The organism is Paenibacillus sp. AK121, assembly GCF_019042715.1.
Lineage (GTDB): Bacteria > Bacillota > Bacilli > Paenibacillales > Paenibacillaceae > Paenibacillus > Paenibacillus polymyxa_C.
This window is the reverse complement of the sequence record NZ_JAHPJM010000007.1, coordinates 227582-243489: the sequence shown is the minus strand read 5'-3', so window position 1 is coordinate 243489 and position 15908 is coordinate 227582. Positions and strand designations below refer to the sequence as shown.

Sequence of the window (15908 nt, the reverse complement as noted above, 5' to 3'; positions counted from 1 at the left end):
TTCCTATGCGGTAAAAGTACCATACTTCACCCGCCGCTTTCAAGCTATAGCCTGCTTTCCATGCGTTCATGTGATATTTTTTTTACGTTTGTTCCAGAACCATGCGATGATTCCTCCCAAAACGATTAAAAGAATAACGATCAAACCTACCTGGTGCGTCACCTTCTCCATCAGCTTAGCCACCTGTTCCCAGTGCATGCCCACCGCATGTCCGATCCCCAAAAATGTACCGCACCACAGCAAAGCTCCTGCCGATGCATAGCCGATATAGCGAAAAACACCTAGACGGGTTGTGCCTGCCAGATAGGATGATACGTGTCTCAAGCCGGGGACAAAATACCCGAACAAAATTCCCCAGGTACCATAGCGCCCGAACCAATTTTCGGAAGAGGCAATCCTGGAGGGCGTAAGCCTCACCCATTTACCGTATCGGTGCAATAGTGGCTTGCCCAGCAGGCGACCCAATGTGTAGCTAAGCATCATGCCTGTCATACTACCGAAAAATGTGACTGCCAGCGCGGCAATAAAGTTGTAGTGTCCTTGAGACACGAGCCCGCCAAAGGCGATCATTAGCACTTCGTCGGGTATCGGCATACCAGCTACTCCAAGGGCAAGCAAGCCGAACATCGCCAAATATCCGTATTCCAGTATCCATGCAAGGATTTGACCCATAAATTACGCTCCCGTCAAGCTATTCATTAAATTCAGTATAATTATTTTCAGTCTCATCCAGTCATGTCCCATTTCAGTTGAACATAGTTTGTATTATATGCTCGCTGCAGCGTTATTCAAGCAAGCAAGGGGGGACTGGGAATGAAACGTAATATTCATGTTTTTCAGATTGCTTTTACATACATTGGTACAATCGTCGGTGCCGGGTTCGCTACCGGACAAGAAATTTTGCAATTTTTTACGCAATATGGACGTTGGGCTACAATCACCATTATGCTGTCCACACTTGTATTTGTATGGTTGGGTACGAAAATGATGCTGATTGCTCATGATATTTCAGCCCGCTCCTACGAGGATCTGAACAAGCACCTTTTTGGTGCCAATGCCGGAAAATGGATCAGCATATTCACACTTATTGTGCTGATTGGCGTGAACAGCGTCATGCTCGCAGGAGCCGGCTCTGTTTTTGTGGAGCACCTTCACCTGCACTACCAAACAGGACTGCTCATTACATTAATTGGAACTTACTTGCTGCTGAATAAAGGTATTAAAGCGATTTTGCATATGAACACCATTGTTGTCCCGCTGATGATCACCATATCTCTTTTGCTCGTTCACAGCACCCTTTCCATGCCCAATCCACAAAGCTTTATCACAAATACAACAGACCACAGTGCGCTACGAACATGGATCTCTCCACTCCTGTACACGTCCTTCAATCTGGCTATGGCTCAGGCCGTGCTTGTCCCTCTAGGCAGTCAAACTTTCTCCCGCAAAACCATCCGCTGGGGCGGTGTATTGGGCGGAATTGGTGTTGGCTTTATGCTGATGGCTGCACATTTTGTCATGTCAGCGCAAATGCCAGGCATTCAGCAATTTGAAATCCCTATGGGAAGCATCGCTTACCGTCTAGGCGCCCTTGTTGAAATCATATACATTCTACTCATTTTCATGGAGATCTTCAGTACCTTTGTAGCCGACATTTATGGAGTCAGTCTACAAATTCGTCAGCATGTCCAAATTTCGCCCAAGCTCATTACATTATTCATTATGCTCACCTGTTTTTTAATCAGTCAGTTCGGCTTCAGCTCACTGTTATCTGTTCTTTATCCTATTTTCGGAATGCTCAGTCTGATGTGGGTTAGTAAACTGATCTTAGCAGGACGCGGAAGACCTTTCCGCTCCTCACGTCCTCGTTCCAGCTTTCGACATTCTGATTCCAAACCAGGTGATACCCGTCATGGTTAGTGTGGAAATTTCAAATACATTTTCTTCAGCTCGTTAACAGCACGACTTAAAGAATAGCTTGATTTAGCCTTGTCGCAGGCAGATCTAGCCAGTTCATAACGATAGGCAGGGTCAGCAATGACCTTTTCTAATGCGTCTGCCAGTGCCTTCGGATTATCGGGTGGCACGAGCAGACCATTTACCCCATCCTCAATCTGCTCCGGTATTCCCCCTACTTCTGTACCTACCAATGCCAGACAGCTCAACGCCGCTTCTGCAAATACGGAGCCAAAGGCCTCCGCCCGCGAAGGCAATACGAATACATCAAAGAAAGGCATAAACTCTTCAGGATGAAGAGTATATCCATAAAAAATCGTCTCATGGTATATATCCAGCTGTCGCGCCATCTCTTCCAGCTCAGGTCGAATCGGACCATCTCCAATGATATGGAGTACAAATTCCTGATTTCTTTTTTTCAGCTCAGCGCAAGCCTGTAATAGAATATCAAGCCCTTTGGCGGGAACAAGTCGGCAAACGGTTATGAGCTGTGTCACTTCATTTTCGTGAGGAATGGGCTTAAATCGTTTCTCATCATATCCATTTGGAATAACCACAACATCTTGCGGATGCTGTACATAAGGTGTTAAGTAATGCTGAAAAGATTGCGATACTGCTATCAGGCGATCCGCCTTATGCTCCATTTCTCGGTACAGTGACACTAAGAATTGGTGTTCAGGCCCGTTCTCCTCTATTTTCCCGTTTAGAATTAACTCCTTCTCATAGGAAGAGTGAATCGTCTGTACGAGCGGGATATCTGGAAATACGTTTTTCATAGCGAGCCCGGCAATCGGATGATGAGCATGAATAAGGTCAAAGGGCTTCTGAATACGAAGCCGAGTCCACCACAAATAATCACGGTACGTCTGAATATATTTTTGAACAATTGGATATTGCTCATATCTCGTCCAGTCGAAGGTATCAAAGATTACTTCGTCCCTGCCCTTGTTACGAATCCGTTTAGGGATTGAAAATAGCTCCATTTCCCAACGGGGGGACGTAAATCGCTCTTGCAAATATGGAATCATGGATGAAACGCCTCCCGGTTGCTCGGGTGGGAAAAAGAGAGCCTGTAGCAATTTCATGAGTGCTTCCCCTTTCAAGCATTAAACTGCCCGGAACACAGGATATATGTATAGGTTTCCGGATTTTCTGAAAGATGATATATTGAGAATAAATGTTAGGCACAAAAGAAAATTATAACATTTTAACTGCAATAAATCCTGTCTATTGTATCGGAACGATATCGTCTGTTCAATAGATAGATTAATTTTACAAATGGAGTCGGTGATGTTGACGTTGTTGTCCTTATTGGGAACCTTGGGCTCCCCATCTCTGGCCGGGGCTATAAGTGCAGCCTGCGGTTTGTATATTATACTCATGATGGCGCTAATGTGCGTGATCATATATAGCAGACAACGAAAAAAAGCCTATATCCTTTTTTCGGTTGCCGCTATTTTTATTATGACATATGAAGCGATGAATCTCTATTCGGCAGGCGGCGGCCAAATGCAACTGCAGGGAATCGTGTGGAAAAATGCGCTGGAGGCGTTTGCCTTCTTGCTCATCAATGCCGCTGTATTTCAGCTGTACCGAAAACTAAAGCGTGTGGAAAAATGGGCCTTGCTGTTGCTGGCTGCGTTATTAATACTGCCGGTAATGGCTTGGACTTTAGGTTTGTTACCCACTTGGATCAGCTCAGTAAAATTGGTTGGATTCACTCTGTTTTATCGAGTGCTGGTGCTTATATTAAGCCTTCTGTTCATCACCCCACGGATCGGACAGCCAAAGAAATTTATAGCAGGCTTATTCACTTATTCGCTCTGGCTTGGTTTTCTCTGGCTGCAAAATGACATCCCTGAAGAAGCAAACGGGTCAAGCACAGTCCTGTGGATGTCATTTTTACCATTGTTGTACTACACTACGTTATTCATCATTCTGTTTGAACGGATTGTGGAGCTACTCCAAAGGATTTATCGTTCTTCCATCACCGATGGCCTCACAGGGCTGTATAACCGTAAATATTTTTCGGGAAGATTACGGAGATATATGGACCAGGGAATCCGCGTGTCGGTCATTTTTTGCGATATTGACAATTTCAAAAAGCTGAATGATACGCAGGGCCATGCTCGTGCGGATGAGGTTCTCAAGCAGGTCGCACAAATTATGGAGGAGGAACTGGATGAAATCGGGCTGACCGGACGATACGGTGGCGAGGAACTGGTCGCAATGGTTGTGGATCGGCGGGCAAAGGTGGCGCAGGTCGCAGAACGAATCCGCGAACGTGTCGCTGAGGAAAGCATCGTCACTATCAGTGTCGGACACAGTACAGCAAAGAAGGAAATAAACCCGGATGAACTCGTCAAACAGGCCGATCAAGCCATGTACATATCCAAAACGACAGGCAAAAACAAGGTTACAGCTTATAAGGCAGCGGAAGTGAAGCAGAGTCGGGCAGCACGCGCACAATAATTCGCAATTCGATTCGTTATCAAAGACTGCCTATGAATACTGCTCTGTCTGGTTGTCTATATCATAAAATGACGCACAGGAATCTCATACGAGCCTGTGCGTCATTTGTATTTAATCTCTTCATTAAACTTCTGAAGTTGCGGATGCTATATCACGGCCGATCGAGGCCAGTTCTTCGCTAGTCAGCTCTCGATAGCTGCCCAGTGGAAGCTGATCATCCAGCTTCAATGGCCCCATGGCTGTTCTTTTCAAGTAGGTCACCTTTTTACCAACCGCCTCGAACATGCGCTTCACTTGGTGAAACTTACCCTCATGGATTACGAGCGAAATATAGGAAGTGACTTCTCCATCTGCCTGATGCGGCTGTTCATGCCGAAGAATCGTCAACTGCGCGGGTAGGGTGACATACCCATCGTCCAGTTCCACTCCTGCTGTAAATTGAAGAATATCCTCCTCCGTGACATGCCCCGACACCGTAGCTTCATACGTTTTGGGGACATGACGCCGTGGAGACAGTAGTTCGTGCGCCAGCTTGCCGTCGTTGGTCAACAGCAATAAGCCTTCTGTATCTTTATCTAGCCTCCCTACTGGAAAAGGCTCAAAATGTCGTTCCTCCGCACTCAGCAAATCCAGCACCGTCCGTTCCCTCGTATCTTCGGTTGCGGATATGACACCTGGAGGCTTGTGCAGCATGATGTAAATAAACTCCCGAAATACAATCAGTTCTCCGTTCACTTCAATTTGGTCTTGGTATGGATGAACCTGTAAGCCGCTATCTTTGATGGTCCGTCCGTTTACCGTGATCATACCTTGCTTTACCTGTCTCTTGATATCACTACGGGAACCATATCCCATATGGGTTAAAATTTTGTCCAAACGCTGAGTTTGTCTTCCTTTTCCACTCATACCGATGTCCACCTCCAGCCTGTAGGATATTCATTTTTAAGCATGCCGTCCTGCCATTTGCCCCACCCGGCCGAATAACCATCAATACACACGAGAGTAAAGCCTTTGGGTTGGACTTCATTTCGAAGCTCTATTCTCTCAACAGGGATGGACAAGGTTTCACCTTTTAAATACCGGATGGCTTCAGCATCCGAGCTGGAGAGGTTGATGCTCCTAACCGCCTCAGAAGGGCGTAAAGCCACCGCCAGCGGATGTGAAGGTACAAAACGACCATTCTTATCGGTTCCCATAAACCAGCCCGGACGTACCACCTTAAGGCCGTCCAAACGATGTGATGCCAGCGGCGATTGATAAATGCGATCTCCGTAGACCACCGTGTAGCCTGCAAATGAAACCTCCAGCTGCTCCTGAACAAATTGGTGATAGGACTCCAGCACATCATGCGGGGAGCGTGCGGCAGATTTCACATTTTCTTTGCCCATACGTGACTTGCTGCCATCAAAGCCGCGCGTGTTCTTTCCTTTGGCTAACTTTCCGCCCATTCCTTTTCCGGTTCGTTTAGGCTCATCAGTCGTGCGCCTTCCTTGGCCACTTGGGAGTAGCGCTTCCTTGACGGGCAAATGTTGCTTCTTCTGCGGATATGCTGCTTCTATGTTTAATACTCTGTCATTCTTGTTCGAAAACGGAACCATATCCCCCGATACAGTGTGATCTGCTGTCGAGGCCACACGAGCACCACCCTGATGCTGCAATACAGCGATAAAATGGCCCTCCCCCTCTACAAGATGCGGCCAGAGGCGTGCTGTACCCCGCAGTTCGGGATGTGCCGATGCAATCTCTTCGTTCATCCATTCCGGGTGGCCTGGTGCAAAGCCTGCTTCCGAAGGAACAGGGACTACGTTAAAATCGGGATGAGCATCCAGAAATTCCGCAATCATTCCTTCATTCTCCTCCGGGGCAAAGGTGCAGGTCGAATAGACAATTCTTCCCCCATCGCTCAGCATTGAGGCCGCTACACGCAAAATGTCCCGTTGCATGACCACACATTTTTCCACCGAGTGTGTCTCCCATTGTTTGGCCATATCCTCATCCTTACGGAACATGCCTTCTCCCGAACAAGGTGCGTCAATTAAAATCTTGTTAAAAAAATGAGGAAAAGCATCTGCGATACGATCAGGGCTCTCATTCAATACCACGGCATTGCGCACACCGTACAATTCCACATTTTTAGCCAAAGCCTTGGTTCGATCGGCGCTAATATCATTGGTCACCAGTATGCCGCTTCCTTGCAGTTTGGCTGCGATTTGGGTTGATTTCCCTCCCGGTGCAGCGCACAAGTCCAAAACAGCTTCACCCTGAGCTACATTGAGCAGTTCAACTGGAGACATGGCACTCGGTTCCTGAACATAGTACAACCCAGCATGATAGTAGGGGTGAAGTCCAGGCTTAGTACCGTGCGGAATGTAAAAACCTGTGGCGCACCACGGAATCGGCCGCAGTTCGAACGGAGGACGTTCCTTAAAGTCCTCTACTGGAATTTTTAATGTGTTGACACGAATCCCCGCATGGGGCGTGTGGTCATAGGCAGCCATAAAAGCCTCAAATTCATCGCCGAGCAGTTGCTCCATGCGCTTTACAAATGCTGTGGGGAGCTGTACACCCATAATCGTAATCATCCTGTCCTGTTAAAATAAATTTTATTGTACCATAATCAACCTGTTAGCCGGCAATATCTGTGTGATTTACAAACTTTCACTACAAGCTGTAATGTTGTATAATAATGAGGTTCATAGTTACATATTTTAGATTTTGATAGGAGAGATTCCATTGAACGCACAAAAATCCAACAAAAAAAAGCTTATACCTGTCATTGGCTTTTTTGTTGTGCTTATCATTTTGCTTGGAGTGCTGCTCGCTTTAAACTCAGGCACTAAAAACAAGCTGTACGGCGTTTCCACAGCCTCGTTAAGTCCTACTACCCAGGAACTGCTAAACGATCCGAACTATCAGCAAATTATTAAGCCAGAAGATCTACAAAGTAAAATTGACAAAAAGGAAAGCTTTTTCGTCTATCATTTCGCGTCTGACTGTGTTCACTGCCGTGCCACCACTCCCAAGCTCATGCCTTTGAGCAAGCAGGAGAACATTACGATGCACGAATTTAACCTGCGTGAGTATGAGGCTGGCTGGGACAAGTACAAGATTGAGTATACACCTACGCTTGTTTATTACGAAAAAGGCGTGGAAAAGGAACGTATGGTAGGTGGATTGAAGGAAAGTCCTTCAGACAACGGATACACACTCGACGATTTCAAAGCCTTCTTTGAGAAATATAAAAAGAACGTGACCTCTTAGACAAATGTCCTCATACCTGACAATGATAAAGCAGCCCGATCCCTATAAAACGGATCGGGCTGCTCGTTTATTATGCGCTACAACATCAAGGCGCATCCTTCGTTTCCACTGTAGCTGAGCGTAAGCTCCCAGCGGCCTGTCTTCGCCTAATCGAAGCTTCCAGCGCCTGCTGACGCTGCTCATGCTTTTCCCCACGCCGAGGACCTCTCTGCTGAGGGATGTTGACTGGAACGGACGATAATGCCTTCTCCACGGCCTGACGCAGCCCGGGCTCGACAATTTCAATCGTCAAATCCCGATAAACCGGCGGTTGACGTTGAAGCTCTCCCGAACCTTCCATAACAGCTTCAGCAAGCTGCCGAGCGCAAGCGCGCGCCTCATCTACCAGCTTCGCCATATTAATGCCCAGCGCGTGCGAAGCAGCATGCTCCAGCCTATGTACCGCACTGTCCAGCATCATGTATCCACCACGATAGTTACCATTGCGAAAATGATACAGTCCTACAGCAATTTGCAGTAAACCTTTATATACAGGGTCTCGGTCCAGCTTAAGCCACAGCTCTTCCAGTACCTCATGACATTCAAAGTAATCCCGATCCCGATTGAAGTATACCAAATAAGTTACGTACAACGGTTCATAGGAAGGGTTCACCATTTAAAACTCATCCCTGTCTTCTTCCTTAGTTGAAGCTTCCAGCATCTCCTTGACCTCATCATGCAGCTGCTTGATTCCTTCCATGTCGTGCCGCTCCCACAGTTCATTAAATCTGCGCTGCGCCTCAATCGTTTCACTAATTTTATGGTAGAAATAAAGACGGTGCATGCCTGTTAGGACTTTGGATACGATATTGGCTTCATCCTCGAACTTCTTCTGCGCTTCCAATATTTCAAGACGGATGGAAGACATTTCATTATCCAACACAAAGGCTGCCTCAGCCGCCTTTTTCAACCGGGCCCGCATATCATCCGGCAAGCTCTCACGATACTTATAGCTAAGAGAATGCTCTATGGTCGCCCAAAAATTCATAGCCAACGTACGGATTTGAATTTCGGCCAGCACAATTTTTAACCCCACTGCTGTCTGAACCGGGTACTCCACAATCATATGAAAGCTGCGATAGCCGCTATCTTTATAATTTGTGATATAGTCCTTTTCATACAATACCGTCAAATCCTTACGTCTTCGAATATATTCGGCTACCCGCCGAATATCCTCTACGAATTGACACATGATGCGAATGCCGGCAATATCCTCGATCCCCGTCTCCAGTTGATCAAGTGAAACCTGCAATCTCTTCGCCTTATCGAGGATGCTGGATATTTTTTTAACCCGTCCAGTTACGAATTCGATAGGAGCGTATTCCTCGCGCTTTTTCAGCTCCGCACGCATTGTTTTGAACTTGACCTTAAGTTCCTCCACCGCCTGATCGTATGGCAGCAAAAATGTTCCCCAGTCTCTTCCGTCCATCCCCGTACCTCCTGTCTCTTCCGACAACACTTTTTTATCTATGAGCTGCACCAACAGCCTCGGTAATGTGTCTAAAGCCGTCCTTTCGAAGCAGCTCACGCAGACCGGCATGTATAGCCCGGTTTACTTCCGGCCCTTCGTAAATCAATGCTGTATAAATTTCAATCAGGCTAGCGCCTGCTTTAATTTTGTCATAGGCATCACGACTGGTAAAAATACCGCCTGATCCAATAATAGGCAGCTTCCCTTCCGTCTGGCGGTATACCCGTCCAATGACCTCTGTGGAACGGTCACGTAGCGGCTTACCACTCAATCCTCCGGTTTCACTTGCATTTCGATGCGTCAGACCCGTCCTGGATATCGTCGTGTTCGTCGCAATAATGCCATCCACTCCGCTGGCCGCAATCGCATCCGTCATATATTCCAATTCCTCGTCCGATACATCCGGTGCAATTTTGACCAGTACAGACTTGGCTTTACCATACTTTGTCGCCTGAACTCCCATCTCTGCCCGAACCGCTTCCAGTAACGACTTCAGTTCACTGCCATGCTGGAGTTTTCGTAAATCCGGGGTATTGGGCGAACTAATGTTTACTACAAAGAAGTCCGCATACGGATACAGTGCGGAAATACATTTCTCATAGTCCTTATGGGCATCCTCATTTGGCGTTACTTTATTTTTACCGATATTAACAGCAATCGGCACAGGTCGATGTTTAAGGGTAGCCAAACGCTGGGCCATGCTCTCAGCACCCAGATTGTTAAAGCCCATCCGATTGACTAATGCCTCATCGGGAGGCAGTCGAAACAACCGGGGCTGATCATTGCCGGGCTGTCCGACAGGTGTCACCGTGCCTACTTCCATAAAACCAAAACCGATGGAAGAAAAACCGACAACCGCTTCAGCATTTTTATCCAGTCCCGCAGCCAGTCCAATCGGGTTGGGAAAATGAATACCAAACAGATCAACGGCAAGATCTTCCGTTTCCTTGACTCCATACATCCCTCGCAACGTCGCTGCTCCACCGGGAAGTGAGCCCGCATGCTTTAAGCCGTCAATGACTACATGATGGGCCCTCTCTGGACTCATTTTGAAAAAAACAGGTTTCGCAATCCTTCGATACAACACGATTCATCCACTCCGTTCTATGCCCTTGCACAATCCTAAAAAAACATCTCTACAAAATAGTTTAGCTTTTTCCATACCAAAAAGAAAGTAATTTGCGAGGTCCAATATCAGAACAATTCAGTTGTCATGGAGATGTCATTGAAAATGTATAATCAAACCATTTACAATGGACATAGTAAGACAGGATCTTAGCCCGCAAGAAAAGAGGGATTGCTGATATGAAGACCAAGCGCAAACCGCCCAGTCTGCAAAAGAAAAAGGATGAGGTGAACAAGAAAGCGATTGTTTGGACCGCCGTCAGCTTTGTTCTACTCATCATTGTGATTGTTCTGGTCATTGTTTTAGCACAAGCAGGAACTCGTTAAACAACAAGTAGCAGTGGCATCAAAATGTTAATTTAGCCAGTGATAGGTTTTGTGGGGATTTGTCTGGTCGTGCTGCGGCTCACTCGTAAATCGGGAACTAGGTACAAGCACTTGATCAGGCAGTCCCCCGTTACCAATAACCACCTCCGTACCTGAAGGTACGAGTGCAAACAATTCCTCCACGTCTTCCTTCCCCATGCGGACACAACCCAGCGACTCATTTTTGCCGATACTTTCTGGCTCGTTCGTACCATGGATAGCATAATTTGTTGCAGACAGTTGCATACCACGGCTGCCAAACTCACCGTTGGATTTGCCGTTCGGATTTACGACTTTATCGGTAATCACAAATTTCCCTTCCGGTGTTCTTTCTCCGCCCAAACCGATGGGATAATTGCGAATAAGTATATTGCCGCTCACCAATGCTAGCCTGTGTTTGGATTTGTCTACCACAATTCGTAGCGGTTGCCCCAGAAAAGGCCGTCCGTGCAATGACGATGCCAGCAGTAGACTGCTTTCAGCCGCTGAGCCAGCGTTCTGATCTCCTGCCTTCCCTGTTCCCTGTGCTGGAGAAGCAAGTAAATTGCGCATAGGTGTAAAAGCCTTCGTCATCCCGTCTGTCGTACCGTACATCGTGTTATTGGGAAAATCTCGGGTCAGTTCCTCAAGACTCTGGGGAAGACGTTGATGCTGCGAGCGATAAGCACGCATGGCGCTATTCAGCACAGCCAGCTCTTCCTGTCCGGCAGCCCATTTTAGACCTGTTATGCGGAGTTTCTCACTGTCCGACGGCTTGCAAGCACATGCAGCGGCATCGTAAGACTGAATAGCTAATCCGCCGTTTCCCTTGTTCTGTACACTAAGTAACGGCTTCATGCCTTCTCTCCAGATCAGCCACGCCCCACTCTGCTCCATGCCCAGCACTGTGGTCTTGGACGGCATTTGACTCGTCTTTGCCAACATATCCGTAAGCGCTGTTCCAGCCCCACTTCCTTGCCTGGCTTGAGCTGTAAACACACCACCAGCATAAGACTCACCGTTTTGTGCCCTCTTCTTTGGATCTGCATTAGCCACTTTCGCAACTTCGACATGATCAATCGCTGCATGCTCAGTTCCGGATGGAACGGATGCGCTCTCAGGTGAAGTGCTCGGTGAATTGGCTGAAGGGACCCAGATGAGCAGAAGTACCATTAAGGCAGTTAAAAGATGACGTGTTCGAGCGGTTCTCCGCTCCTTCTCCTTGGACATCTGAACCAGTTTATCCTGATATTCCATCCATACGTCTGCCGGAATCTGTTTATGCTCAAAGGCTTCGAACACTTCTCCTGCACGATTGAAGCAATAATTCGCTTTGCCTTCCTGACCGTTGCTTTCATACTCTTTACCGAGTAAATACCAGGCCATTTTATTATCAGGGTGCTTTTTGACATACGATTTAAGATGAGGCGAATGGTCCATCGGATCCTCCTGATCGTGTAATCTTGCATGCTTACTATTATGTATATCGGTCACAATGGGCCTGATGGACAGCACATAAAAAAAACAGCACCGTCAGCATGCTTTCACCGTTATACGGTGAAGGGTACTGTCGGTGCTATGCCTGTCCAAAAAACTTACACTTAACCTTCTTTATTGAACGGTTCGTCTGCAACTTTGATGGAATCTGTAGGGCAACCGTCACAAGCATCCTGCATATCATCAAACAGGTCTTCTGAGATCGCCTTGATGCCTTGGTTTGCATCCCCTTCAAAGATCACTTCAGCCAAACCTTCATCATCATAATCATAGATGTCTGGTGCTGTAGCGCCGCAGGCTCCGCAAGCAATGCATGTATCTTTTTCTACCCAAGTGTATTTAGCCATAACTTTTCTCTTCCTCCTATACAATCGAACAAACCAGCTTTTGCATTCTATTCACATATTAATACAAACCCAAAATTATTACAAATTATTTTCCTTTATCCTTCATGCAAAAAACGCTTATAACGTGTGTTACTGATACTGACCATCATTCTCCCCTAAGTTCACTCTGGAGTAGGTAGATTGTCTTTTTGCAGCGAAGTTCCGCGCAGCTTGGAATTACGAAGAAGTACTGAAGGATCATCTCCCAGCATCCCCGCAGTCAAAATTGCATTTTCACCAAACTTATCGCGCAGCGCATCCATCGTTTTCAGTAAACTTTCTTTTTTAGGCTGGTCTTGGTATTCAAATAGATCTAATTGAACTGCCGCTTCCTCCTTTGGAATGAGCTGTTGCAGCGTAATCCCCAACAAACGCACTGGCTTATCCTCTCCCCAATGGCGACGATACAATGCACAAGCTTCCTTATATATGTCTTCTGCACTTTCCGTAGGCGTACTCCTGACTTGAGAACGCGTAAAGGTCTTCATATCCGGGGTCCGAATCGTCAGTTGGATACCTCCTGCCAGCATCCCTTGTCGTCGAAGCCGCCGAGCTACCTGATCACTAATGTTAAGCAGTACTCTTTGGGCTTCTTCCAACTTTACTACATCCATAGGCAGAGTGGTTGTGTGACCGATGGATTTGTTCGGCTCCCGTTCAGTGCTGACTTGAGAATGGTTAATTCCGTTTGCCGCCAATTTTAACCAAGAACCAGTTACCCCAAATATGCTAACCAGCATGTGTTCATCTGCCTTAGCCAGTTGACCAATGGTGCGAATGTTCATTTGTAGAAGCTTATCTGCTGTTTTGCGGCCCACACCAAACAATTGCCCACATGGAAGGTTCCACAAAATGTTGGGTACATCACGCAAACGTAGAACAGATATCCCGCGTGGCTTTTTCAGATCAGAGGCCATTTTGGCTAGCAGTTTGTTGGGTGCTACCCCAATTGAGCAAGGCAAGCCTAGCTCTTCTTCTACTCTACGCTGAATCTCCTCGGCAATATCCAAAGGTGTTCCAAACTGCTTGGAACCGGAAATATCTAGATAACACTCATCAATTGAAGTTGCTTCCAGCATAGGCGTATACGAGTAAGCAATACTCATAAATGCTTTGGAATAACGACGGTATAAATGAAAATCAGGCTGTATTACGATGAGCTGCGGACAAATTCGTCGAGCCTGCTGAACAACCATCCCTGTTGAAATGCCTAATCGTCGTGCTTCATAAGAGCAAGTTACAATTACACCTTTGCGCAGCTCACTGCTGCCTGCCACTGCGGTAGGCAATCCTTTATATTTTTCCGGCTCCTCCGCTGCATGAACGGAACAATAAAATGCGTTCATATCCACATGCAGAATAACTCGTCCACCAACCGGATAATAAGCACTGACATCTTTCATGCTCAACCCTTCTTTTTAACTGTAAATTCACTTGTTAGCCCAAGAATATGTCCTTTGATTTTATACTTAAAGTACCCTTGCATACTATTTCTATTTTACATAAAAAATATAGGTTTTGCGCTCAAAAATGATAATTATATATTACATTTGAAGTCATTAGTTGTTATAATCGACTATCATACGAACACGACAAACTAACGCTTTCCTGTTTTTAAGCGTTAAACAACTAAATTAATGTGCTTAAAAAAGCAGATCATTACCAATCTGAGCAATCCGCGAAGGAGGAGTCCCTCATGTCCACCGCTATTTCTATCTTTGACACAACGCTGCGAGATGGCACTCAAGGAGAAGGAATTAGCTTGTCTGCTGATGACAAATTGAAAATCGCCAAAAAACTCGATGATCTCGGTGTTCACTATATTGAAGGCGGGATTCCCGGGAGCAACAGCAAGGATATTGAATTTTTCAAACGGGTACAAGAACTAGGCCTTCAGGCAAAGATTGTCGCCTTCGGCAGCACGCGCCGCAAAGATAGCATCGCAGCGCAGGATGTCAATCTGCAACGGATTCTGGAATCCGGCGCTCAGGCCGCTACTCTGGTTGGTAAATCATGGGATTTTCATGTGCACACTGCTTTACAGACAACACTGGAGGAAAATCTGTCTATGATTTACGACTCCATCGCCTTTTTAAAGCAAGGGGGCATGGAAGTTATTTTTGATGCCGAGCATTTTTTTGACGGATATAAAAACAACCCCAAGTATGCACTCGCCGTTATGAAAAAAGCTGAGGAAGCAGGCGCGGATTGGCTCGTGATGTGTGATACCAACGGCGGTACCCTTCCGCATGAAATACATGAAATTGTCACTACACTGCAAAGCCAGCTAACGAAGTCACAGTTGGGCATTCATACACACAATGATTGCGAATTAGCAGTAGCCAACTCACTCAGTGCAATTCAAGCAGGCGCAAGACAGGTCCAAGGTACCATCAACGGCTATGGTGAACGGTGCGGTAATGCCAACCTATGCTCCGTCATTCCGAACTTGCAGCTTAAGCTGGGCTACGACTGTCTAGATCCCGAGAAGCTAAAACAACTCCACAATACAGCTCGCTTTGTGAGTGAAGTCGCCAACGTCAATCTGCCTGTCAACCAGCCTTATGTTGGCAATGCTGCTTTTGCCCATAAAGGAGGTATTCATGTGTCAGCTATTCTGCGCGACTCACGAACTTATGAGCACATCGCTCCTGAACTTGTGGGGAACAAGCAGCGAGTCTTGGTCTCCGAACTGGCCGGACAAAGCAACGTTGTGTCCAAGGCGCAAGAACTGGGCATCACCCTTGATCCGTCCAGTGATGAGGCACGTGGCGTCATTAGTCGTATCAAGGAACTTGAGCATCAGGGATATCAGTTTGAAGGCGCGGATGCTTCGCTGGAATTACTTATTCGTGAAGCCGGCGGTGAAGTGAAGGAAATGTTCTCATTTGAATCCTTTAAGGTGCTGGTGGAAAAAACAGCGGGGCGATCGGTCGTCTCCGAGGCATTCTTAAAGCTGAATGTTGCAGGGACAAGTGTCTATACCGCAGCTGAAGGAAATGGTCCTGTCAACGCGCTTGATAATGCACTCCGCAAGGCTCTTTCTCAGTATTTCCCAGCCTTGCGAGACATGCATTTGGCTGACTACAAGGTGCGTGTGCTCGACGAAAAAGACGCCACTGCCGCCAAGGTACGCGTGCTCATTGAGTCCAAAAACTACGAGGACGTCTGGAGTAACGTAGGCGTATCCGAAAATGTTATTGAAGCTAGCTGGGAAGCTCTCTTGGACAGCTTCCGTTACGCATTGCTGGAAGCGCCAACTCCAAAAAATGAACAAACTGAGCTTACTCATCACGGATTAGTTAACCACTAATCAAGTACAAGCATGAGCTAATAAGGTGGCTTTGGCGGTCTAC

Annotated in this window: 15 protein-coding genes; 5 read left to right on the top strand and 10 right to left on the bottom strand. The window is 46.7% G+C overall.

Annotated features, from left to right (window positions below; all coding sequences use genetic code 11):
• Positions 1 to 66 precede the first annotated feature (66 nt).
• The gene (locus KSP24_RS15290) at positions 67 to 672 is read right to left on the bottom strand and encodes a DedA family protein (protein ID WP_013370518.1); all 606 of its coding nucleotides are present in this window, start codon (positions 670 to 672) and stop codon (positions 67 to 69) included.
• A gap of 141 nt (positions 673 to 813) precedes the next feature.
• Here KSP24_RS15290 and KSP24_RS15285 point away from each other — a divergent pair, with 141 nt between their 5' ends.
• Complete coding sequence (locus tag KSP24_RS15285) at positions 814 to 1920, top strand: YkvI family membrane protein (RefSeq protein WP_013370517.1); 1107 nt, start codon at positions 814 to 816, stop codon at positions 1918 to 1920.
• Here KSP24_RS15285 and KSP24_RS15280 read toward each other — a convergent pair.
• The gene (locus KSP24_RS15280; protein ID WP_013370516.1) at positions 1917 to 3041 is read right to left on the bottom strand and encodes a glycosyltransferase family 4 protein; all 1125 of its coding nucleotides are present in this window, start codon (positions 3039 to 3041) and stop codon (positions 1917 to 1919) included. The genes KSP24_RS15285 and KSP24_RS15280 overlap by 4 nt on opposite strands.
• 205 nt (positions 3042 to 3246) lie before the next feature.
• On the opposite strand from KSP24_RS15280, the gene KSP24_RS15275 reads away from it, so the two are divergent.
• Positions 3247 to 4428 (top strand): GGDEF domain-containing protein, encoded by a 1182-nt coding sequence (locus tag KSP24_RS15275; RefSeq protein WP_013370515.1) that lies wholly within the window; start codon positions 3247 to 3249, stop codon positions 4426 to 4428.
• 123 nt (positions 4429 to 4551) lie between these two features.
• On the opposite strand, the gene KSP24_RS15270 is transcribed toward KSP24_RS15275, so the two are convergent.
• A complete protein-coding gene (locus KSP24_RS15270; RefSeq protein WP_216975636.1) occupies positions 4552 to 5334 on the bottom strand; it encodes a pseudouridine synthase in 783 nt (260 codons plus the stop codon).
• Positions 5331 to 6998: an RsmB/NOP family class I SAM-dependent RNA methyltransferase gene (locus tag KSP24_RS15265; RefSeq protein WP_216975634.1), complete on the bottom strand. Its 1668-nt coding sequence runs from the start codon at positions 6996 to 6998 to the stop codon at positions 5331 to 5333. The genes KSP24_RS15270 and KSP24_RS15265 overlap by 4 nt, the downstream gene beginning before the upstream one ends.
• A gap of 163 nt (positions 6999 to 7161) precedes the next feature.
• Between KSP24_RS15265 and KSP24_RS15260 the strand changes: the two genes are divergently transcribed.
• Positions 7162 to 7689: a thioredoxin family protein gene (locus KSP24_RS15260; RefSeq protein WP_013370512.1), complete on the top strand. Its 528-nt coding sequence runs from the start codon at positions 7162 to 7164 to the stop codon at positions 7687 to 7689.
• 85 nt (positions 7690 to 7774) lie between these two features.
• Here the strand turns inward: KSP24_RS15260 and KSP24_RS15255 are convergent, their stop codons facing one another.
• Genes KSP24_RS15255 through KSP24_RS15245 form a run of 3 tightly spaced genes read right to left on the bottom strand, consistent with a single transcriptional unit; the run spans position 7775 to position 10286 of the window.
• A complete protein-coding gene (locus KSP24_RS15255; protein WP_216975632.1) occupies positions 7775 to 8344 on the bottom strand; it encodes a DUF309 domain-containing protein in 570 nt (189 codons plus the stop codon).
• On the bottom strand, positions 8345 to 9157 hold the full coding sequence (gene yjbM, locus KSP24_RS15250) for a GTP diphosphokinase (RefSeq protein WP_216975630.1): 813 nt from the start codon (positions 9155 to 9157) through the stop codon (positions 8345 to 8347).
• Between the two features lie 34 nt (positions 9158 to 9191).
• Complete coding sequence (locus KSP24_RS15245; protein ID WP_013370509.1) at positions 9192 to 10286, bottom strand: quinone-dependent dihydroorotate dehydrogenase; 1095 nt, start codon at positions 10284 to 10286, stop codon at positions 9192 to 9194.
• A 218-nt stretch (positions 10287 to 10504) separates the two neighbouring features.
• Between KSP24_RS15245 and KSP24_RS15240 the strand changes: the two genes are divergently transcribed.
• Positions 10505 to 10651 carry a hypothetical protein gene (locus KSP24_RS15240; RefSeq protein ID WP_013370508.1) on the top strand — a complete coding sequence of 49 codons (147 nt, stop codon included), beginning with the start codon at positions 10505 to 10507 and terminating at the stop codon, positions 10649 to 10651.
• 27 nt (positions 10652 to 10678) lie between these two features.
• Here KSP24_RS15240 and KSP24_RS15235 read toward each other — a convergent pair whose 3' ends face one another.
• The 3 genes from KSP24_RS15235 to KSP24_RS15225 form a co-directional block, all read right to left on the bottom strand.
• Complete coding sequence (locus tag KSP24_RS15235) at positions 10679 to 12109, bottom strand: L,D-transpeptidase (RefSeq protein ID WP_216975628.1); 1431 nt, start codon at positions 12107 to 12109, stop codon at positions 10679 to 10681.
• A gap of 161 nt (positions 12110 to 12270) precedes the next feature.
• Complete coding sequence (locus tag KSP24_RS15230) at positions 12271 to 12513, bottom strand: ferredoxin (RefSeq protein WP_013309730.1); 243 nt, start codon at positions 12511 to 12513, stop codon at positions 12271 to 12273.
• A gap of 161 nt (positions 12514 to 12674) precedes the next feature.
• Positions 12675 to 13955, bottom strand: coding sequence for a DNA polymerase IV (locus KSP24_RS15225; RefSeq protein WP_019686913.1), 1281 nt, complete (start codon positions 13953 to 13955; stop codon positions 12675 to 12677).
• A gap of 293 nt (positions 13956 to 14248) precedes the next feature.
• On the opposite strand from KSP24_RS15225, the gene cimA reads away from it, so the two are divergent.
• A complete protein-coding gene (gene cimA, locus KSP24_RS15220; protein ID WP_216975626.1) occupies positions 14249 to 15865 on the top strand; it encodes a citramalate synthase in 1617 nt (538 codons plus the stop codon).
• The last annotated feature ends 43 nt before the right edge of the window (positions 15866 to 15908 follow it).